At 53.7% G+C, this 22,511-nt stretch carries 14 protein-coding genes and 1 pseudogene; 4 read left to right on the forward strand and 11 right to left on the reverse strand.

The annotated features are described in order from the left end of the window. The first annotated feature begins 13 nt into the window (after positions 1–13). On the forward strand, positions 14–5,305 hold the full coding sequence (locus tag ACP3TC_RS09615; RefSeq protein ID WP_426818087.1) for a hypothetical protein: 5,292 nt from the start codon (positions 14–16) through the stop codon (positions 5,303–5,305). Here ACP3TC_RS09615 and ACP3TC_RS09620 read toward each other — a convergent pair. The 4 genes from ACP3TC_RS09620 to ACP3TC_RS09635 all read right to left on the reverse strand — a co-directional run bounded on the left by ACP3TC_RS09620 (position 5,302) and on the right by ACP3TC_RS09635 (position 12,281). Continuing rightward, entirely contained in the window at positions 5,302–5,598 is a 297-nt protein-coding gene (locus ACP3TC_RS09620; protein ID WP_313852147.1) for a YbdD/YjiX family protein, read from the reverse strand. The genes ACP3TC_RS09615 and ACP3TC_RS09620 overlap by 4 nt on opposite strands. Beyond that, complete coding sequence (locus tag ACP3TC_RS09625; RefSeq protein ID WP_426818088.1) at positions 5,591–7,657, reverse strand: carbon starvation CstA family protein; 2,067 nt, start codon at positions 7,655–7,657, stop codon at positions 5,591–5,593. The genes ACP3TC_RS09620 and ACP3TC_RS09625 overlap by 8 nt, the downstream gene beginning before the upstream one ends. A 244-nt stretch (positions 7,658–7,901) precedes the next feature. Next, entirely contained in the window at positions 7,902–9,839 is a 1,938-nt protein-coding gene (locus tag ACP3TC_RS09630; RefSeq protein WP_313852145.1) for an exoribonuclease II, read from the reverse strand. A gap of 132 nt (positions 9,840–9,971) precedes the next feature. Then, the gene (locus tag ACP3TC_RS09635; RefSeq protein WP_426818089.1) at positions 9,972–12,281 is read right to left on the reverse strand and encodes an FdhF/YdeP family oxidoreductase; all 2,310 of its coding nucleotides are present in this window, start codon (positions 12,279–12,281) and stop codon (positions 9,972–9,974) included. 248 nt (positions 12,282–12,529) lie between these two features. On the opposite strand from ACP3TC_RS09635, the gene ACP3TC_RS09640 reads away from it, so the two are divergent. After that, positions 12,530–14,119 carry a PTS transporter subunit EIIC gene (locus ACP3TC_RS09640; protein ID WP_426818090.1) on the forward strand — a complete coding sequence of 530 codons (1,590 nt, stop codon included), beginning with the start codon at positions 12,530–12,532 and terminating at the stop codon, positions 14,117–14,119. A gap of 10 nt (positions 14,120–14,129) precedes the next feature. On the opposite strand, the gene rsxA is transcribed toward ACP3TC_RS09640, so the two are convergent. Together rsxA and ACP3TC_RS09650 are read right to left on the reverse strand one after the other, a co-directional pair. Beyond that, on the reverse strand, positions 14,130–14,711 hold the full coding sequence (gene rsxA / locus ACP3TC_RS09645) for an electron transport complex subunit RsxA (protein WP_313852142.1): 582 nt from the start codon (positions 14,709–14,711) through the stop codon (positions 14,130–14,132). Positions 14,712–14,810: 99 nt separating this feature from the next. Beyond that, the gene (locus ACP3TC_RS09650) at positions 14,811–16,022 is read right to left on the reverse strand and encodes a diguanylate phosphodiesterase (protein ID WP_426818091.1); all 1,212 of its coding nucleotides are present in this window, start codon (positions 16,020–16,022) and stop codon (positions 14,811–14,813) included. A 306-nt stretch (positions 16,023–16,328) separates the two neighbouring features. Between ACP3TC_RS09650 and ACP3TC_RS09655 the strand changes: the two genes are divergently transcribed. Further along, positions 16,329–17,225, forward strand: a complete 897-nt coding sequence (locus ACP3TC_RS09655) for a LysR family transcriptional regulator (protein ID WP_313852139.1) — start codon at positions 16,329–16,331, stop codon at positions 17,223–17,225. A 4-nt stretch (positions 17,226–17,229) separates the two neighbouring features. Here the strand turns inward: ACP3TC_RS09655 and ACP3TC_RS09660 are convergent, their stop codons facing one another. From ACP3TC_RS09660 to sapC, 5 genes are all read right to left on the reverse strand, one after another. Further along, on the reverse strand, positions 17,230–18,363 hold the full coding sequence (locus ACP3TC_RS09660; RefSeq protein ID WP_426818092.1) for a CMD domain-containing protein: 1,134 nt from the start codon (positions 18,361–18,363) through the stop codon (positions 17,230–17,232). 216 nt (positions 18,364–18,579) lie between these two features. Then, complete coding sequence (gene fabI / locus ACP3TC_RS09665) at positions 18,580–19,368, reverse strand: enoyl-ACP reductase FabI (RefSeq protein WP_313852137.1); 789 nt, start codon at positions 19,366–19,368, stop codon at positions 18,580–18,582. Between the two features lie 140 nt (positions 19,369–19,508). Continuing rightward, positions 19,509–20,315, reverse strand: a complete 807-nt coding sequence (gene sapF, locus ACP3TC_RS09670; protein WP_313857731.1) for a putrescine export ABC transporter ATP-binding protein SapF — start codon at positions 20,313–20,315, stop codon at positions 19,509–19,511. Further along, positions 20,315–21,307: a putrescine export ABC transporter ATP-binding protein SapD gene (sapD, locus tag ACP3TC_RS09675; protein ID WP_426818093.1), complete on the reverse strand. Its 993-nt coding sequence runs from the start codon at positions 21,305–21,307 to the stop codon at positions 20,315–20,317. Before sapD ends, sapF begins: the two co-directional genes overlap by 1 nt. Next, complete coding sequence (sapC, locus tag ACP3TC_RS09680; protein WP_313852135.1) at positions 21,307–22,197, reverse strand: putrescine export ABC transporter permease SapC; 891 nt, start codon at positions 22,195–22,197, stop codon at positions 21,307–21,309. Before sapC ends, sapD begins: the two co-directional genes overlap by 1 nt. Before the next feature lie 159 nt (positions 22,198–22,356). Here sapC and ACP3TC_RS09685 point away from each other — a divergent pair. Further along, positions 22,357–22,467 (forward strand): annotated as a pseudogene (locus ACP3TC_RS09685) (Arm DNA-binding domain-containing protein); the annotation flags it as partial. Between the last annotated feature and the right edge of the window lie 44 nt (positions 22,468–22,511).

The raw sequence follows: 22,511 nt of genomic DNA on the forward strand, positions 1-22,511 counted from the left end.
ATGGATGATTATTGTGAAACCTACCTCCTTTCAGCCGGGTGTTGGCGTTGCGCAACTGGCCAGCACGACCTCAGCTGCGTCAGCAGAAAATCAGCGTGGGCGCAGCGTATGGGGCAACTTATTGACTGCGGTGATAAACACTTCATTTAGTTTGTCGGTTGCTCCACCCGCACAGGATTATCAACTGGCGTTTAATCAGGCCGGTGCCCGATTCAGCGTGGCGCAGCACACCGCCGCAGAATTTGTTGTCGCTATTCGCCGCCGCTTACAGCAAGCAGATGCAGTGGCAATAATGCGTACCAGTGGCGAAAGTGATCGCTTTCACTCCCTCAAACGCTGGTTACCCGCGATACCGCAACCACTGCTTGGCGCAGAGCAGCTGTGCGCTTTAGCCAGCCTGGCGCTGGGTCTGAAGCCATCAGCACTGGAGCTGGACAGCTTTTTTCGGCTGCAACAAAACCAGCCGGCGTTGTTTCAGCTGTTGGTTGATGAAATTAATCAGGCCGCAGCCAGGCAAAGTAACGGCATCGGTGAAAATGCGCTGCCAGCGCTATTGCGGCTGAAAGTGTTCAGCGACCAGCTGAATAAGATCCATCCTTTACTGCCGATGGTGGTATGGGCTATTCAGGTGTTGTGGCAGGTCCGGCGGCAGGGGGGGCTGAATACGCTGGAGGCAGAACTGAGAATCCATTTACACCACTGGCTTGGCACGCTGGATAGCGGGCCATCACTGACGGGCAGTCACCGCCATGCAACTTCGGATAAAAACCTGTTTCTCTGTATCAACGGCTGGCTGGAAAGGCGGCTGGACGATCTGCACGGCAGTGATGGTATGCAGCCATTACTGCATCCTGCCAGAAGCGTTACTGCCGGGCAGCCACCCAACATAAGCGTCACCTCCGATATATTCCCTGCAACTGCCCCGGCATCGGCGCTGCCTGCCGATGGCTGGCTGGTGAACAGCGCTCTGAATATGGCGGGAGTGGCCGATACCGATCTGTTAGTCGAGGCCAATACCTGTATCGAGTTGCTTAAGCGAGAAATGCAGCCATTGAATCTGGCGGTGGGCTGTGCGCCGTCAGCGACAAACCGCTCAGTTAAAGCAGAGCCGCTGGCGGGTGTGCAGTTCTGGCGCTCACTGGTGTTGGATGAGACGGGAAAGGTAGCTTCACGTTTGCAGATAGAGAGTGGAGATTTTCCTGTTCGGCTGCAGGGAGTGACGATTCCGTCTACTTTGCCACGGCCCCAGACCGTGACAGCGTTAGCCGGGCCGGGAGATACGCTGATCGCTTTGCCGCCGTCAGCCTGGGAGCCGTCTGCTGACAAACTCAGACAGATGGCCTCAAGGCTGATGCTATCTGCTTCGTTTCCGATCCCAGCGCAGCAGGATATCAAGCTGGCAGATCGGCTACACAGGGTAAATAACATTCTGTCAGCTGATTCTGCTGCAACTGAGGCTGACAGCCTGCCCGCCAGCGGCTGGCTGGGCGGCCTCAGTTATCAGACGCTATGGCAGCACCCCAGGCTGCAGGCTACGCCGGTTTCCACGGGCTCGGCCTGGCCGTTATCCGCCGCCAGCGCGCAGAAATCAGAGCTACCTGCGCGGTTTAAAGGTCAACGTCAACGGCTGGCATCGTCATTTACTGTCGATGATTTCTATCAGTCACTGCTGCTGACATATCGCGAACAGTTAACGAAATATTCACGGGTTACCGTAACTCAACAGTATCAGGGGGAAATCCGCGACAAGGTGTTACCGCTGGAGCAGGCGCTGCACATGATCGATGAAGCGCAGGGCAGCCAACCGCATTTGACGCTTAATTTTCATCCAGAGTGGAGCAATGCCCTGCGCAAGGAAATTGAAGGTTTTATTCTGTACAGACCGGTGGCTGATATTGATAGCGCAGAAAATATGGACTGGCAGAGCACTAACAATCAGCAGGCCACCTGGCTGGCCGGAACAGGCATCGGCAGAGCCAGTTTAAATGAAATGACCGATATTCTGTTGAAAATTCAATCTCCGGTATGGGATGTGCATAAATGGTTAACCGATAAAGTGGATCTGATCGTCAAAGAGTTCAGGGGGGACACCACTAAAATCAACGCCCGCACGCCGGTCAATATCGCGGTCAGGTTGCCGTCAAGTCATGGCCGGCAGCATATTCCGATGCCGGGTTATGCCGGTACTTTGCAATCTCTCGGCAACTACACCGTTATGGATATTGTCACCCGGGAATATTTACGTAAGCATTTTCGCTATGAGAGTATGAATTTTATTTTTCCTGCTGGCGTCAGCAGTGAGCTGAAACAGCGACTGCTGGAAATTGATATGCAGGCGCTGTATATGCGTGAACTGGAAGAGGCTCTCACTGAGGGCGTGATAAAACAGGGGGTACTGAGTTTATTTCAAAAAACCTTCGAGCACGCACTGGATGCTTTTTATGAAAAGAATAAACAAAATCGCAGTGAGATGACTAATCAACAGGTACGCGAGGCGGTAAGTCAGAAAAGATTTTTTCGCCTGGTCTGGCAAGGGGAGCGGTTAACTAATCTGATTTTTATCGCGACGGAAACGGATTCTTTCAGTAAAGGTATTATTCTTTCCATGTGGGACAAAAGTGCTTATTCAGTCAGGATCGACCCGGCTGAGTTTCTCTGTTTATACCATGGTGGCAAGGCTGAAAAGTTACTCGATTTAATTGAAAAAAATATGTCAATTAAAGCGCGCCTGACCTCCGAACGGGCAGAAATTAGTGATAACAAGATTAAAATCAATACGTCAGGATATTATGCTATCAGGGTGTCGGGTAAGCTTCGTACTGAAAGAGAGTGGATAGCGCCTGACGTAGATAAAAGTATGCTGGTGCTGATAAAAAGCCGTAATCATCACGAGGATTGTCTGACCAGCCTGGTGACTACGCTCAAATCTGATATGGATTATCTGGTAAAATCCAACGTTGAGCACTTTCGCGACAGTGCCATTGAAGTCCTGGACACTATCTCCACGCTGGTGAGTATTTTAACCGTGCCGGCCACTCTTGCTCCGGTAGCAGGGTTGACGAGCATGGGCAGGGGAATCTTCGCGGCGATTTCCAGCTGGAAAGCCAGTTTTACGTTTACATCCACATTGTCTGTTTTTCCCGGACTGGTGAAAGCTATCACCGCCGATCGCCCGGAAGAAGCACAAAGAGCCTATATTGACGCCGCACTGGTATTACTGGGTGAAGGCGGGCGTTACCTGGTGACTCAGTATGGTACCAGAACGATAGTTGGCCTGTTCAGGCAGGGCAGCAAGGTGATTAAAATTGGCTGGGATAAATTGCCGGAAACAGTATCCAACCAAATTATTCAACATGCTAAACAGGTATTTTCGGCTTATAAAAGAGAAATTCGTCGCATTGCTGGCTTAACCTTACCGGCTGAACCCTTTGGTAAACATTATCCGTTTTCGTTTATTGATGCCAGGTATCCGGCACCGGTCAGCCAGATTAAACATGAGCTGGCTGACTTTGCACAATATATTAACCAGCACCATAAACAGTTGTTGCAACCGAAAATGATGACGGCTGAGCAGGGTGATTTTGCCGAAGTTGTTCAGCACTACTTGCAGGCTCGTGGACATAAAGTAGAGATTGGCGCGGTGGCCAGCTGGAGCAGTATCGGTGATGCGCAGCCTGCTCTTCGTTATATCGCCAGGGTGAAATCGCCTAAGCCTGATATTGATGCAGAACTCTGTGAAATAGACGATACCATCATCGAATTTACTGCCGAGAATTTTAAAGCCAGCGATCCGTTGGGGAGATCAATTTGTAGTGAAGAGGGCTGGCAAGAACGCTTATTTACTCTGAATCAGAATAAAGCGATCGGCGTTGAGTGGTTTAATACATTGTCTCAGGCTCGTGCACGATTTAATCCTCTGGTGCCGGGAAGGTCGATGCTGATATCTCTGTCTTCTGACTCGATAATCCTGCAACCTGACTGGTATAAAGCCGTAGCAAAACGGGCTGCGCTGTCTGAAATAGATGCTAGCCAGGCGATATGGCGCCAGTCGCTTCATTCTCTTGAAGAAGAGAGTATCAATAAACATGGGATGATAATCATCACTGATTTAATTAGCCTGAAGCTTGGCGATCTGTTTGCTAAAGGTTATATCCAGGGGTTTGATGCCATGGGGAAAAAGCTTAACGTGCTGGCCAATAAAAAGATTAGCCAGCGGCCAGCGGCACTGCCTGCCGGAGAGTATCTGCTGGTTGCCAGCGATATACGCGGTATCAGTAGCGATAATCAGGGTAATGTTACTCTGACTAACTTTGCCGCGCCAAAGGCGCTATTCGAGCAAAACCGTATCCAGGGTTATCCCCCCGATCAGATTATTGCGGCAGGCACGGCGGCGGAAGTCAGCAGCCTGTATGCGCCAGGATTTGATGATCTGTTCCTGAAGCAGGCGAAAGAGCAAAATGTCACGCTGGCGAAAATGCGGCTTTCCCGACTTGAAAGCGGTGCGCGCTGGCTGGAGAAAAACAGTTATCACCTGAAAGTGCCGCTGATTTTCGCCCTTAACAGCACCGAGGCGCAGATGGAAAATAATCAGATCAATGATACTTTTGCCGCCGAAGATATTTTATTTGTGCTGGCACCCGATGATATCACCGATCAGGTTAAACAGGTTCTGGCCCCGCTGGGTAAGCGGCCAATACCTGTCAGCCCACTGTTGATTGATGACGCATTCGCACTGCACGAGCTGATGAGCCTGGCGAAACATTATATTCTGCTGCCGGAGTTTGAAACCTCGCAACAGGCACTGGCGGGTGGTGATAATGCGCCATGGATACCGCTGATCAATTTACAGGCCAGTGCCGGATTTATCAGCCAGTCAGTAGCCAGCAAGTTGCGAGAGTCAACGCAGTCCGGGAATTACCGATACTTTCTCGGTGAGGCGAGCAAGGTGATTCATTCGCTGGAACAGCTTGAAAGGGCGGAGCCTGCCGCAAGAATGGTATTTATTGATGTCGATCCCCAGCCCAATATTACCCTGACGTCCCATACCGTCATGATGCTTGAGGACGGCACCGCCATAGGCGCGAATAATCAACTTATCGGAGGCAGCAGCGGTTGGGAAAAAATCTATCTGAAGTCGCTTAACTGGCTGGAGGATAAATACCACGGCCTGGTGCTGGAAAATAACGGTAAACGTTATCGCTTGCATGTACAGACTACGCCGTTAACCGAACAAAGTGAGGGCGGCCTGACGTCGTTGATAGAGGATGTCGCAAAGCCCCCTCTGTTCGAGGGGGCTGACGATTAGCAGGGGCACTTACCCAGTTTTCCCGCTTTGCTGGGGAAACGTGCTTCCAGGCAGTAGCGATGAAAGTCACGCTCACTCATGGGTGGGGTCAGCGGATGCTGCGCCTGCATATGGCGCAGATAATTTTGATAGTCCTGTACGCCGACCATCAGACGAAAACATTGCGCCAGCCGTTTAACGATTAACCTTAGCGATAACGGCTCGGCTGGTGGTGGCGCCGTGATTAACCGGTGGCAGCGAAGCAGCTGCGGCACGCCGGTCAGCGCTCGACGCGCATGGATAGCATCAGGCATGACGACCCTCCTTGCGCAGTGAGATCTCCGCTTCATGCATAGTCGGCACGCTACTTTTCAGCGCACGGCGAATGACAAAGCAGGCCGAGACCAGCATGGTGATCGCCACCAGCATAAAGAAGCCGCACAGTGCCGCATTGATCTGATTACTCAGCACAATAGTCTGCATATCGGCGATGGTTTTGGCGGGAGCAATCATCACGCCATCTTCAATGCCTTTTGAGAATCTCTTCGCCTGCGCGAGGAAGCCAATACTCGGTTTTTCGTGGAAAATCTTCTGCCAGCCTGCGGTCATCGAGGTGATAAACAGAAACACCGTCGGCAGGATGGTGACCCACGCATAGCGCTGTTTTTTCATTTTAAACAGCACCACAGTACCAAGGATTAGCGCCATTGATGCCAGCATCTGGTTACCAATACCAAACAGCGGCCACAGGGTATTGATGCCGCCCAGCGGATCGATTACCCCCTGGTAGACAAAGAATCCCCAGCCGGCGACCGCGACGGTGGTTCCCGAGAGGTTACCCAACCATGAACGGTTATTGGCCATCGATGGCACTACGGTACCGACCAGATCCTGCACCATAAAGCGACAGGCGCGGGTACCGGCATCAACCGCGGTGAGGATAAACAGCGCTTCGAACAGGATGGCAAAGTGATACCAGAAGGCCATCATGGCGCGGCTGTTAAACACCTCGGTAATAATATGCGCCATACCGACGGCAAAGGTCGGTGCACCACCGGCGCGTGACAGCACGCTGTTTTCGCCAACGTCGCGGGCAATACCGCTGAGCATTTCCGGCGTCACCACAAAGCCCCAGCTGTTAATTACCTGTGAGGCGCTCTCTACCGTGGTGCCAATCAGCGCCGCAGGAGAGTTCATGGCAAAGTAGACGCCTGGGTCGATAACGGATGCGCAGATCAGCGCCATGATGGCGACGAACGACTCCATCAGCATCGCGCCATAGCCGATAAAGCGAATATGACTTTCACGCTCAACCAGTTTCGGCGTTGTGCCGCTGGACACCAGCGCGTGGAAACCAGAGATGGCACCACAGGCGATGGTAATAAACAGGAACGGGAACAGCGCACCGGAAAACACCGGGCCGCTGCCGTCGATAAAGCGCGATACCGCGGGCATCTTCATTTCCGGCGCGGCAAATACAATGCCAACGGCCAGGCCGACGATCACGCCAATTTTCAGGAAGGTGGAGAGGTAGTCACGCGGTGCCAGCAGCAGCCAGACCGGCAGTACCGAAGCGATAAAGCCATAAATCACCAGCACCCAGGTCAGTGACGTGCCTTTCAGGGTAAAGAACGGCCCCCAGTAAGGATGCTGGGCGATATCGCCACCGTAGATAATCGCCGCCATCATTAACACAAAGCCGATGATCGAGACTTCAGCAATTTTTCCCGGCCGCAGAAAGCGCATATAAACGCCCATAAACAGCGCGATAGGAATGGTTGCGGCAATGGTAAACAGACCCCATGGGCTGTCTGCCAGGGCTTTTACCACCACCAGCGCCAGTGCAGACAGAATGATAATCATCACCGCCAGCGCGCCAAGCATAGTGATGACCCCGGCGAAGGCACCGAGCTCCTGTTTTGCCATTTCCCCCAGAGAGCGACCGTCGCGGCGGGTAGAGATAAACAGAATCAAGAAATCCTGTACCGCACCCGCCAGCATCACGCCGACCAGAATCCAGATGGTGCCAGGCAGGAAGCCCATTTGTGCGGCAAGTATCGGCCCGACCAGCGGCCCGGCACCGGCAATCGCGGCGAAGTGGTGACCAAACAGCACCCATTTATTGGTCGGCACATAATCCAGCCCGTCATTAAGGCGTTCGGCAGGAGTGAGACGGCGATCGTCCAGCTCGAAGATATTGCGGGCAATAAACAGGCTATAAAAGCGGTAGGCGATGCTGTAGCAGGAAACGGCGGCAATCACCAGCCAGACGGCGTTGACATGCTCGCCGCGACTGACTGCCAACATGCCAAAAGCAAAGGCACCGATTAACGCCACAACTAACCAGATAACTCCGGTTTTGACGTTTTTCATTACACAACTCCTTGTTTGGTCCAGAGGGAAAGGATCAGATTTAGCAACAAGTTAAAAGTAATGTAATGGTTTGTTAATGAAAGTGAATCAGCAGAAAAGTGTGAGCTACAGCTAAAGTAATTGATTTACCTGGGGAGGGATCGTTAAGGTGAGCCGTTTTCGACTTCCGTGCTGATAAGATGCGGGGTGCAAATCCTCAACAGGGATGACGAGAACGCCATCCCTGAGATGTTGCAGTACTGCTTTAAACCGCCGGGCGAGCCACTACGCTACGCGTTTCCATCCGCACTTCGGCGATGGTGACATCAATGATATCAGTAACGCGATAAACCACTTCGCCTTTGATCTGCACGGTGCCGCTTTCCTGGCTGCAAACCATTTCGTCGCGCACTGCATGCAGGAACGGAGCAGGAATAAAGGCGACCGCGCCGATATCCAGCAGACGCACGCGCATACCGCCGCGTGAGATATCAATAATCTCAGCGCTGAAGCGGGTGTCAGTGCCAGCAGATTTTTGCAGATAGCGTGAGTAGAGCCAGTCACCAACGTCACGTTCCGCCATACGGTTCTGACGGCGACGTTCGCTCATTTTCACCGTCAGATCATCTACCGGACGCGCAATCTGCTCGCCTTTAATAATCGCTTTCAGCAGGCGATGGTTGATCATATCGCCGAACTTACGGATAGGTGAGGTCCAGGTTGCGTAGGCTTCCAGACCCAGACCAAAGTGCGGGCCCGGCTCGGTGCTGATCTCTGCAAAGGACTGGAAACGACGTATACGGCTGTCGAGGAACTGAGTCGGATGAGAATCCAGTTCGCGACGCAGCGCGCGGAAACCTTCCAGCGTAACAATCGCGGTGGGGTCAACGGTCACGCCATTAGCCGCAAGAATTGCCGCCGCTTGTTCAGCGTTGGTGCTGTCAAAACCAAGGTGGACGTTGTACACGCCGAAGCCCAGTTTCTCACGCAGCACTATCGCAGCGCAGATATTTGCGGTAATCATCGCTTCTTCAACGATGCGGTTGGCGATACGACGCGGTTCAGCAATGATGTCGAGGACTTCGCCTTTTTCACCCAGCAGGAAGCGGTAATCAGGGCGGTCTTTAAACACCAGCGCATGGTTCTGACGCCATTCGCCACGTGCCAGACACAGACGGTGTAACAGACGGATCTGATTGGCAATGGCGTCAGATTCCGGCTGCCATTCACCGCTGTTTTCCAGCCAGTCGGAGACGTTGTCATAAACCAGTTTGGCTTTCGACTCAATCCAGGCAGCGAAGAAGTGAATATCATCAGCCAGCGTGCCGTCCGCAGCGACGGTGACGCGGCAAGCCAGCACCGGACGACGTACGTCAGGGCGCAGCGAGCAGATGTCGTCCGACAGCTGCCGCGGCAGCATCGGAATATTGAAACCTGGCAGATAGTTGGTGAAAGCACGTTCAGCGGCGATGGCATCCAGCTTGCTGCCAGCCTGCACATAAGCGGTAGGGTCGGCAATCGCGATGGTCAGGCGCAGTGCGCCATCGGCGGCTTCTTCCACATACAGCGCATCGTCCATATCTTCGGTGCTGGCGCTGTCAATCGTGACAAATTCCAGCGCGGTAAGATCTTCACGCTCCAGCTGCTCGTCAATCATTCCGGTCGGTGCGGCAACATCCGGCGCTTCACGCTCGAGATTATGACGTGACAGTGTCACCCACCACGGCGCCAGGTGGTCGTCAGCAGTGGTGATAAAATGGGTCAGCTCAGCATAAAAACTGCGGTCGCCTTTTAGCGGGTGGCGACGCATTTCTGCTACCGCCCAGTCACCGGCCTGGAAATCGTGCTGTACTTGACGATCCGGGCGACACTGGATGGCATCTTTCAACAGCGGATGATCGGGGACAATGGATAAGCGATCGTCTTTCTTCTGCACACGCCCAACAAAGCGCGTCAGGAAAGGCTCTACCAGTTTTTCCGGCTCGGCAATTTCACGATCCTTGTCAGTCTGCACCACGGCGATCACACGGTCACCGTGCATCACTTTCTTCATCTGCGGTGGCGGAATGAAGTAGCTTTTTTGCGCATCGACTTCTAAAAAGCCGAATCCTTTTTCAGTGCCTTTAACCACACCCTCAACACGCGGCGTCTGGGAGTGGAGCTTCTCTTTAAGCTGCGCGAGCAGCGGGTTATCCTGGAACATAATGAGTTATTTTCGTGGCCTAAGAGCGGCTGACAGTTTTACGCGATTAACCGCCTGCGGGCAAGGGTGAATTGAGCTTTTCAGTGCAGGTCAGGGGTGCCTGACCTGCTGCTGTAACCGAGAGAATGCGGTTCAGGCGATACGTTGACTGGCGACAACCGGAGATAGCGATATTTTTACCGGTACCGATTTTGAGGTCGGTGTACCACTGCCGTCACCAAAGCTGGAGAGCGGGACCAGTGGGTTAGTTTCCGGATAATAGGCTGCCAGATTGCCGCGCGGAATGGCATAAGGCACCAGTTTGAAACCGGTCACTTTACGGGTAATACCGTCGTTCCAGAGCGTTTCGATATCGACGTTTTCTCCTGCCTGCAGACCAAGTTCCGCCATATCATCCGGATGGATAAACAGCACCTCGCGCTGGCCATATACGCCACGGTAACGGTCATCAAGGCCGTAGATGGTGGTGTTGTACTGGTCATGAGAACGCAGGGTTTGCAGCGTGAAAGGCACCTCAGTGTCGCCCAGCTGCGGGAACAGTGAATCTGGCAAGGCGGCGGCGCTGAACTGAGCTTTGTTATTCAGAGTGTTAAAACGCAGTTCCGCTGCGGCATTGCCGAGGTAAAAACCACCCGGCAGTTCACACTGCTGGTTAAAGTTCTGGAAACCTGGAATGGTGGCGGCGATATGATCGCGAATCAGATCGTAGTTGCCAGCCAGCGCCTGCCAGTCGAGTTTGTCACTACCCAATACCGCATTGGCAATACCGGCGACAATCCACGTCTCTGAACGCTGAGTATCCGCCAGCGGTTTACCGACACCTTCAGAGGCGTGAACCATGCTGAAGGAGTCTTCAACGGTAATAAACTGCGGGCCGCTGGCCTGAATGTCCTGCTCGGTACGGCCAAGAGTGGGCAGTATCAGCGCATCCTGTTTGCCCGGAACCAGGTGGCTGCGGTTAAGCTTGGTGCTGATTTGTACCGTCAGTTCACAGCGGCTGAGCGCTTCTTCGGTGCGCGGGCTGTCCGGCGCAGCCGCAGCGAGATTACCACCGAGGGCGATCAGCACTTTAATTTCATCGCGCAGCATCGCTTCCAGCGCTTCAACCGTATTGTGGCCGATATTACGTGGCGGCTCGAAACCGAAGTGGTTTGCCATACTGTCGAGGAAGGCTTTTGACGGTTTCTCATCGATACCCATGGTGCGGTTACCCTGCACGTTACTGTGGCCGCGTACCGGGCACAGGCCTGCGCCCGGTTTACCCAGCTGACCAAACAGCAGTTGCAGATTAACGATTTCCCGTACGGTATCCACCGAGTGCTTATGCTGGGTGATGCCCATCGCCCAGGTGCAGATAACGCGCTCTGCGCTCTGATAAATTGCCGCCGCCTCACGAATTTGCTGCTCGGTCAGGCCGGACTGTTGTTCAATTTGCGCCCATTCAGTGGCGGCAACCTGTGCCAGATACGCATCAACACCCTCGGTATTGGCCTGAATAAAGGCTTCATCAAACAGACCTTTCTCACCGGCGGCAACGCGAGCGTGATGGCTTTCGCTTAATACTTTCACCATCCCGCGAACCGCAGCCATATCCCCGCCAAGGTTTGGCTGATAATAGGTAGAACTGATGGTGCCCGCTTTTGATGTCACGACTTCCAGCGGTTTTTGCGGATCGGCAAAACGCTCCAGTCCGCGTTCACGCAGGGTATTAAACGTAACAATTTTCGCGCCATGATCGGCGGCGTGGCGCAGGCTGTGCAGCATGCGCGGATGGTTGGTGCCCGGGTTCTGACCAAACACGAAAATTGCATCGGCATGGTCGAAATCATCAAGGCGAATCGTGCCCTTGCCGACGCCGATACTGCGCTTCAGGCCAGTACCGCTGGCCTCGTGGCACATATTGGAGCAGTCAGGGAAGTTGTTGGTGCCGAACATGCGGCCAAACAGCTGATACAACCACGAAGCTTCGTTACTGGCGCGACCCGACGTGTACAGCTCGAGCTGATTGGGATTGTCCAGCGCCTGTAAATGGCGGGCAATTAATGTGAAAGCGTCATCCCAGCCGATCGGCTCATAATGGTCGGTGGCGCGGTTGTAGCGCAGTGGTTGAGTCAGACGCCCTTGATATTCAAGGAAGTAATCGCTTTGCTGGTACAGCGCAGAGACGCTGTGCGCAGCGAAGAATTCCGCATCAACGAAACGGCGGGTTGCTTCCCAGGTCACCGCTTTGGCACCGTTTTCGCAAAAACTAAAGGTGCTTTTATTGTCGTCGCCCCATGCGCAACCCGGACAGTCAAAGCCTTTCGCTTTATTCATGCGCATCAGGTTGCGCATGTTTTTTAGCACTTGTTTGCTGTCGAAAACGAAACGGGTGGTGGCTTCCAGTGAACCCCAGCCGCCAGCAGCGGCCTGATAGGGCTTAATCTCAGATTTAAATTTCATGATAAATGCAGGCTTTTATGTTTATGAGTTGTTATGAAGTTATTACTGCTTATAGCGGGAAAGTTTGCGACTCACTCTGATTTTTGTCTAATTGATTGACTTAATGGTGCGATAGCTACGGTTTATCGCGCAGCGGTTAAAACTGTGATGCTGCTCAAATTTCGCGGGTGATCCGCGTTTCATTTCAGCGTGATTATTAATTTGTTGGCTAATAATTGTTCTTTAACAGGCGGGTAAAGGGGCGGGTTATGAAAGATTTTGGCAGTAAAGTGCACGCTTTCGGCAAAGCGCTGATGATGCCGATTTCGGTAATCGCCGCAGCCGGGATATTTTTAGGCGTGGCGGCAGCAATGCAAAATCCGGCGATTACCGGTGAAGCCTTTGCCCAACTGAAAACGCCCCAGCTGATTATTGGCTTTATCCGTCAGATAGCCGCCGCGCTGTTTACTAATCTGCCGCTGTTTTTTGCTGTTGCCTGTGCTATCGGGCTGGCAAAGGCCGAGAAACCCACTGCCGCTTTTGCCGCAGTGATTGGCTTTATCGCCATGCATGTCGGGGTCAGCGCAACGCTGTCGGCACAAGGATTAACGGCGGCCACCACCACCGCCGAAGCGTTGCAAAAGTCCGGCATGGATCAGACCACGGCAATGATGACCTCAGCCGAATATATCCAGATGCTCGGTATCTTTACCTACAATATGAGCGTGTTGGGTGGGGTGATTGCCGGTTTGGTAACCGTGGCGCTGCACAACCGTTTCTACACCCAGCAACTGCCGACGGCGATCAGTTTCTTTGCCGGACGGCGCTTTGTGCCGATAGTCACGGTAGTGGTGCTGCCACTGACGGGTGTGCTGCTGGCAACCGTCTGGCCCACTATCGGCGCGGGCATCGCCTGGGTTGGTGAGCTGATCGGCAAAAGCGGCCAATATGGTGCATTTCTCTATGGCGCTGCTGAGCGCATTCTGATCCCGACCGGGCTGCACCATATTCTCAATGAAACCGTGCGCTTTACGCCAATTGGCGGCATCGCCACCGTCGATAATCAGAGCATTGTCGGCGCGCTGAATATCTTTAATGCCTCGCTTACTCATCCTGGAATGATTCCTGATGAAATTATCCGCAGCGCTACGCGCTTCCTTGCGCAGGGCAAAATTCCGGTAATGATGTTTGGCCTGCCGGCGGCGGCGCTGGCTATTTATCACTGCGCGCGGCCAGAGCATAAACAGCGGGTGAAAGCGCTGGTTTTGGCTGGCGCGTTAACGTCATTTACCACCGGGATTACTGAACCGCTGGAGTTCTGCTTTATTTTTGTCTCGCCGGTGCTGTACATCCTGCACGCGTTACTGACCGGGCTGTCATTTATGCTGATGGCGCTGATGCATCTGATGATTGGTAATGTGCAGGGTGGGGCAATTGACCTGGTGGTATTTGGCATTCTCGGCGGCAGTAAGACCCAGTGGTGGTGGAGTCTCGCGCTGGGCGCAATTTATGCGCCGATCTATTACTACAGCTTCCGTTTTATTATTCAACGTATGCAGGTCGAAACCCCGGGGCGTGAGTCGGAAGAGGGGGTAACGGCTGCGCCGGTGGCCGCCGATGAGCGTACCAAAGTGATTATCAGTGGGCTGGGTGGTGAGGGCAATATCGAGGACGTCGATTGCTGTTTTACCCGGCTGCGGGTGCGCGTCAAAGAGATGAAGCAGGTGGTCGATCAAACGCTGATGACCACCGGAGCCAATGGCGTTAACCGGATTAACGACCACGATATTCAGGTGATTTATGGTCCACAGGTAGAGAAAATTGCCAATGACGTCAAGACTGCGCTTGGCACAAGCTGATGACAGCAGCTTATGCTTCGGTCAGCCCGATAAAGCCCATAAAAGAGAGTGACATCAGCCCGGCGGTGATCAGCGAAATCGGCGAGCCCTTAAACGGCAGCGGAACCTTAGCCAGATCCAGTCGTTCGCGCATCGCGGCAAACAAGACCATCACCACTGAGAAGCCGACTGCGGCACTGAAACCATAGAATGCCGCCTCGAAAAAGCCGTGGCTGCGGTTGGTACTTAACAGGGGAACGGCCAGCACTGCACAGTTGGTGGTTATCAACGGCAGAAAAATGCCGAGTAAGCGATAGAGCGACGGACTGGTTTTGCGGATCACCATTTCGGTGAACTGCACCACCACCGCGCTGGCGGTGATATACACCAGAATGCGCAGATAACCCAGATCAAGCGGGGTGAGAATCAGATGATTGGCAATCCACGCCAGTACCGCCACCAGGGTCAGCACAAAGGTGGTGGCCAGCCCCATACCGATGGCCATTTCAATTTTCTTCGAGGAACCCATAAACGGGCAGAGCCCGAGGAACTGCACCAGCACGAAATTGTTAACTAACACCGTCCCTACAAACAGTAATAAATAATCTGACATCCCGACTTCCAGCTAAATGAAAATAATTATCGCTTAGATTAATAGTGTGCTCAACCCGCTGCGCACTGACTGTGCAATGCAGTCAGTGCGCGGACCGGGTTATTTTTGTTCTGGCCACGCCACCGCCGGGATGGCGTTAAGTTTCGCTTTGGCAAACAATGCGCCCTGGAAATGGAAAATTCCGGCGGCTTCCAGCCACATCCACTCTTCGGGCTTGTCGACACCGGCGGCAACTACCGCAATCTCCAGCGATGAACAGCATTTGACAATAGCCTGCACAATCGCTTGTTTTGCGCCACTTTTGTGCACATCACAAATGATATTGCGGTCAATTTTAATCCTGTCAGGCTGGAATCGCGCCAGTAGCGAAAGCCCTGCAAATCCGGCACCGAAATCATCAATGGCAAAGCTGATGCCTGCGGCTTTAAGCTGCTTAATCGCCGCCTGAAATTCGTCGGGACGTGAAATCACTTCATTCTCGGTGACTTCGACCACGATCTGTTCAGGCACCAGTTGGTTGGCCGCAATCTCGCGCAGCAGGAAATCTACCGCGTCAGGAATCACTACCAGTGACATTGGCAGCAGGTTTACTGACAACCTTTGCTGGTGGATGCCAAGTTGTTTTGCCATGGCAAAAGCCAGTTTCTTGGATTCGAGGTCGGCACGGTAAATATCATCCGCTGCTAACTGAGAAAAATAGTGCTGCGCGGAACCGCCATCTGCCTGGCGAAGCAACGCTTCATACGAGAGGATCTGCCGACCAAACGGGTCGATAATTGGCTGAAAGGCATAACTGTACGCTTCTGACGCCGGGATAAAATCCGCTTCCTGCACGCTGTCAGCCTCGTCAACAATAAAATCCCAGCAGTCTGCCGACGGGATTTCAAAATAATTTTCCCGTTCCCTGGCTTCAACAAAGGTGCGAAGAAACTGTAGCGCACGGTCATCATAGGTCAGCTGATATTTTGATGTGCCTTTATCCAGCACCGCCTGCAGAACGGAAGCCTTGTCATATTCTCGCAGATCAAACAGCTCCATTCCGGCGTTACCGAAGCGGCGTGACGGCGCATAATCGCGCAGCAGCTCAACCAGATTATGGTGGCGGGTATCCTGACAGATACGCTGATAGATGGTGTTCACGGCATCTTCAGGGCCTTCTAACAGCTGAAAAAAATGCGTGCCGTTAAACAATAAAATGCCGGTGACATCAAATGCATTGTTAACTTTGTTGGCTTTACCAGCTAACCCCTCCAGTATCAGTTCTGACACGTCATCAGAAAGGTGGCTGCGATAGATGATTGTTGACAACATTGGCGGTTCCAGAATTTTCGCACTTGGGCCGCATACATTAGCAGAATTCTGGCCAGTTTTGTCCACAACAGATGGATAAATAGCGTGAAAATCGTTGAATATCTGACGAAAAACATCCTCCTGCGGCGCGGCTGAAAGGGCGGCAAAGCTGCGGGCTGTTTGTTGGTTTACGGCAACCGGTAAACGTGGGACATTTGCCGGTATAAAATCCTGAAACGTTTTGCCGCTAGCGGATACAATAGTCAGGCGATCGGTAATACGTTTTGCGACCGCCGATCTAATATAATTAATTGAAAAATAAGAATAATGGATATAAAACAACTTATTTATCTGGTGAATCTTGAGCGTGAGCGCCATTTTGGTCGTGCGGCGGAGGCCAGTTTTGTCAGCCAGCCAACGCTGTCGATGCGGCTAAAAAATCTTGAGCGTGAGCTTGGGCTTTCATTGATCAATCGCAGCAACAACTTTGCCGGCTTTACTGCCGAAGGCGAGCGCGTACTGGCGTGGGCGCGGGAAATTGTTTCTGTTTATCAGGGGCTCAAGTTAGAAGTCGAATCATTAAAGCATGGCGTCACCGGCACGCTGCGGATTGGCGTGGTGCCGCAGTGCAGCATCTCGTTGCCGCTGATGCTGAAGGCGATAAGCGATCGTTATCCGCAGCTTGATTACCGGGTGGCGGTGCTGAGTGCCGATCAGCTGCTGGAAGCGTTAAACAGCCATACGGTAGATGTCGGAATCGGTTTTTTTGAGCTGGCGACGCTGCGTGAGCTGCATTTTCAGGCGGAAGCGCTGAAGGACAATGGCGTTGAACTGCTGTATCACCCGCAACATTTTCCGCAGCTCAACGACAGCGAACCGCTGACGCTCGGGCAGCTGTCAGCATTGCCGCTATGCCTGGCGGAGCCAACCCGTTATTTTCGCCGCTACATTGATGGGCATTTTCGCGAGGCGGGCTTGCAGCTGCGGGTGATTCTCGAAACGACTTCGGTGTTTCAGCTATTGCAGGCGGTGCAGGTTGGGCTGGGTTGCCTGATTACGCCAACCGGTCACTTATTGCCAGCGATGACGCCGGAACTGAAAAGTCGCCAGCTGTTAATCGCGCCGATGACGCGCCACGCGGCGGTGGTAATCGCCGAGCCGGGGCGCGCCACGCCGCTGGCTCAGCATTTTTTTGATGAGGTGCGTCGCTGGCTGAGTGAATAATGACTCAGCCGCCCAGCGTTTGCATCAGTCGGTTATTCCAGTTAGCCAGCGCCACACTGTGAATCAGCTTAAGCTGCGCTGGCGGCGAGAAGCCGCTTTCCGCCAGCGGCTGGAGGTGCGCCGCGCTGAACCTTTCCGGCGCGCGGGTAAGCTGGGCCGCTGCCTGTATCACCGCATGCGCAACGGGCTGCGCCTTACTGGCCGTCAGCGCGTCATCAATACCCTGAATTAACGCCTCGCGCCACTCTCCCTGATAGTGCCAGAAGCAGCTGTTGCTGCCATTGATCCGCGCACTCACTGCGCTGGCCAGCGCGTCATGTTCGTTCTGCTGTTGCGTGCTGAGCAGCAGTGCCCAGCCATGCAGCGCTTTTGCATCGTGCGCTAACAGCCAGGCGCTGTGCTGCAATGCCTGCTGCGGCTGGCAAAATGTCAGCGCCTCGAGCTGTTCGGCACTGGCGTAGCGCAGTTCTACCGGCGGCAGCTGCGGTTGCCACTCGGCTTGCTGGCTGAAGCGCGAGCTGTCGGCATCCGGCGGGGTTGTAATGCCGGGAATCCAGCGCACCGGCAACGCCATCATTGCCTGTATTCCGGCGATCGCGCGCGCCTGATAGCTGACAAAACCAATCAGTTGACTAAAGGTAATAATATCCGGCTCGGTCAGGCCGACCTCGGCCAGCCGGTGCAGCGCGGCGCGGTCAATCAGCGTCGGCTGGCTGGCCAACTGGCGTGAATATTGGGTGATTTGCGTCAGACGGTTATTACTTTCGCGTGAAGAGTCTGGCCCCGGTAGCGGATTCAGTCGCGCCGCATAGTGATTACACATGCGCTGAATGCCGGTGACCTGCGCGACGGTCAGCGCGGTACAGAGGCGGTCATACAGGGTCAGCGTGTGGGTCAGCGAAGTATTAAGCGTATCCGGTAAAAGGATATCGCTGATATGGCGGGCAGCCTGCAACATTTCATGCTGGCCGCTTAATATTGGCTGCAACGAAGTACTGGCTTGTTGCGACAGACCCAACAGGAAACGGTCTTCCACTTCCGCAGCTTCAGGCACCAGCGGCGACTCCTGCTTAGCGCCCACACTGGATTGTGTTTCGTGATACCAGTGATTGTTGCCCGAAAAACGGCGTTGCTCCATGGTCATTCCTTTTCAAGTTAACTGACCCGGACGTTCGACTGGCTAAAGGAGAGAAAAATGCGGTTACGCCGGGCCTGGATGGCACAACTATCCTGGCGTAAGCGGTGGAATGCACAAAAGATTGTTGAGTGATAATTAATATCAGAAAGGTATAACAGAAAGAGCGCGGGAGGATTGACGCGAAAAGCAGGGCGAGGCAAGCCTCGCCCGTTAAGCTTATTTCAGTTCCAGCTCGTTCATTGCAGCGATGCTGAAACCGCCGTCAACGTGCAGAACTTCACCGGTCACACCGGCTGACAGATCGGAACACAGGAAGGCAGCGGAGTTACCGACATCTTCAGTGGTCACGGTACGACGAATTGGGGTTACCGCTTCGCAGTGGGACAGCATCTTACGGAAATCTTTGATGCCTGACGCCGCCAGAGTACGGATTGGACCGGCAGAGATGGCGTTCACACGGACGCTGTCCGGGCCCATCGCGTTCGCCATATAGCGCACGTTAGCTTCCAGAGAAGCTTTAGCCAGACCCATCACGTTGTAGTTAGGGATTGCACGCTCGGCGCCCAGGTAAGACAGGGTCAGCAGGGCGGAGTTCGGGTTCAGCATCGCGCGGCACTCTTTGGCCATGGCGACGAAGCTGTAGGCGCTGATGTCGTGCGCGATTTTGAAGCCTTCGCGGGTCACAGCGTTAACATAATCGCCATCCAGCTGGTCAGCAGGAGCGAAGCCGATGGAGTGTACGAATCCATCAAATTTTGGCCAGGTTTTTGCCAGTTCAGTAAACAGCGCTTTGATGCTCTCATCTTCAGCAACGTCACAAGGCAGAACGATGTCAGAGCCCAGATCTTTAGCAAACTCCTCCACACGACCTTTCAGTTTGTCGTTTTGGTAGGTGAAAGCCAGTTCAGCGCCCTGTTTGTGCATCGCTTGCGCAATACCGTATGCGATAGAGAGTTTACTGGCAACGCCAGTAATCAGAATGCGCTTACCGGAAAGAAAACCCATAGCTGTAATCCTTATGGTCATTGTTGTTGGCGGCCGCTTTGAACAATAAATGAGCGACCGACGTGAATCGACCCGGCATTCTAGCACGAGTCTTTACAGTAGCGTAGAGCCGCATTTCTGCAGCGCTTAACATCGGTTGTTTAGCGGTCTCGTCGCCAGGCGTCGGCGGTTAAGGCTTCGCCGAAATGGCTGGTAATCAGTCGTTTGGTTAAATCATTTAGCGGGCAGGCCAGTACGTCGGCGGTACTGCCGCGCTCGACCACTTCGCCCTGGTGCATCACTATCACCTGATCGCTGATGTGTTTCATCATGCCGAGGTGCTGGGTCACATAGATATAAGAGATACCGTGTTTTTCCTGCAGTTCAAGCATCAGGTTTATCAGCTGTGAGCGCATCGACATATCCAGCGAAGCCAGCGCTTCATCGGCGACAATCACTTTTGGTTGCAGGATCAGCGCACGTGCCAGGCCGACGCGCTGTTTCTGGCCGGGAGCCAGCATATGTGGATAGTAGGCCGCGTGATCGCGCAACAACCCGACCTGGCGCAGCGTGGCGATAATGCGTTTTTCACGCGCCGCGGCATCAAGATCGGTGTTCAGCCGCAGCGGAAAATCCAGCATCTGACTAATGCGCTTTCGCGGATTAAGTGAAGTGGACGGATCCTGAAAAATCATACGGATACGCTGGCTGCGGTAGCCATAATCTCCATACTCTAACGGATGGTCGTCAATCAGCATCTCGCCTGCACTGGGGGCGATCATGCCGCTGAGCATTTTTGCCAGCGTCGATTTGCCGGAACCGTTCTCGCCGATAATTGCCAGCGTCTGTTTTTCCCGCAGGGTGAAACTGACGCTTTTCACCGCCTCGACGTGCTGACGGCGAAACAGTCCGGTGCGATAGCGGTAGGTTTTGCTCAGGTTACGCACTTCAAGCAGGGTTTCGACCATCACTGACCCTCCATATTAAGCGGGAAATGACAGGCATACAGGTGCGAACGGGTGCCGGTGAGACGCGGCGTATCAATACATTTTTTCTGCGCGTAAGGGCAGCGCGGGCCGAGACGGCAGCCAACCGGCAGATGTTCCAGTGATGGAATGGCGCCCGGCAAGGTATTCAGGCGGCTTTTGTGCGGCAGCGATCGACCAAAATCCGGCATCGCGCGAATCAGCGCCTGCGTATAAGGATGATGCGGCGAGGAGATCAGATCCTCGCTCTGGGCGGTTTCTACCGTCTGCCCGCAGTACATCACATTGATCCGGTCCACCCAGTGGCTCATCATTTGCAGATCATGACTGATCAACAGGATGGTGGTGTTATTGTTCTGGTTGAGTCGCGACAGCAAACGGAAGATTTGCGCCTGGGTGGTCGGCTCCATGGCGTTGGTTGGCTCATCGGCGATCAATAAGCGCGGCTGATTCGCCAGCGCAATGGCAATCATCACTTTCTGACATTCGCCATCGGTCAGTTCATAAGGGAAGCTGCGCATAATATCGCGATGATCTTTGATGCCGACGCGGTGCAAAAGCTCAATGGCGCGGCGGTGACGCCAGTGAAAACGCTGATACCAGCGGCCTTTATAGGTCCAGCCCGGAATCGCCTGCATAATTTGTCGACCCACACTTTCCGAGGGATCGAGGCAGGATTGCGGTTCCTGAAAAATCATTGAGACATTATGCCCGACGATGCGTCGACGCTCGCGTGGCGACAGCTGCAACAGATCGATATCATCAAAGCGCATGCGATCGGCGGTGACGCGCCAGTTGTCTTTGGTCACGCCGCAGATGGCTTTGGCAATCAGGCTCTTACCGGAACCGGACTCACCGACCAGCCCGCGTACTTCTCCGGCGCTCATGGTAATACTGACGCGATCGACCGCTTTTACCGGGCCATCGGCAGTCATAAATTCAATCGTCAGATTGCGAATATCGAGTAACGGCATTATTCCACTCCCGCTTCAATGGCGCGGCGGATACCGTCACCGAGCAGGTTAACGATCAATACGCTGATCATAATCGCTGCGCCAGGCAGCATTACTGTCCACGGCGCAACATAAATCAGCTCCAGCGAGTCTCCCAGCATCGCCCCCCATTCCGGTGAGGGCAGCTGCGCGCCGAGATCGAGGAAACCGAGCGCCGCAATATCCAGAATCGCCATCGACAATGCGCGGGTAAATTCGGTGACCAGAATTGATAATATATTGGGCAGTATCGCGTGCCGAAGGATATTGAAGCTGCTGGCACCGTCAAGGCGTGCGGCCACCACGTAATCTTTTTCCAGTTCATCATGAACCGCACTGTAAATAGCGCGCACCAGGCGTGGCAATACCGCCAGCCAGACAGCCAGCAGCGCATGTTCCAGCCGTGGTCCTAAAAAGGCCACCACCACAATCGCCAACAGCAGTGAGGGAATCGACAGCAGGGTGTCGAGCACATGGTTCATCACCGCTGAGCGCAGGCCATGGGTTAATCCGGCCAGCACGCCAAGCACCATGGCGCACAGTGCGGCCAACACCGTCACCAGTATTGCCGAACCGACGGTTGGTGCCGCGCCGCTCAGCAGCCGGCTTAACAAATCGCGACCTAAATCATCGGTGCCGAGAAAGAATGAGACATCACCATAACGCGACCACGATGGCGGAAGTAGCTGATAGCCGAGAAATTGCTGATCGAGGCCATAAGGTGCCAGTAACCCGCCAAATACGCACATTAGCAGCAGGGCGATAAAGCCATAAAAGCCGACCATCGCAGTGGTATCGCGATAAAACAACCGCCAGGTATGGCGGAGTGGGCTGGGCAGGCGCTTCTCAGCGTAAATATTATCGGCTGGCATAGGTTGTCATTTGATACCCATTTGAGATGTTCGGGTTTCCTTTGAATATCTTTTCATATCAATGTCTTGAGCTTAATTTTATGAGTAACATGCCTGATCGTGGCTCAGTATGAATCGCTTTGATTGGTCGGTGATAGCGGCACAGTGCTAATCAATACCCAACTCAGCACAGGCGATTATCCTTCTATATCACTATCACAAGCAAGGGAAGGCAGGCAGCAATTTCGCGCACGGGTTACAGATGGTTATGAAGCGTGCAGCCAGGGTGTGCCGGGAGGGATGCAAACATCTTGTTTCCTTATCAGACGTTCTGA

Origin of the sequence: Winslowiella sp. 2C04 (assembly GCF_050037805.1) — a bacterium.
Taxonomy (GTDB): domain Bacteria; phylum Pseudomonadota; class Gammaproteobacteria; order Enterobacterales; family Enterobacteriaceae; genus Erwinia; species Erwinia toletana_A.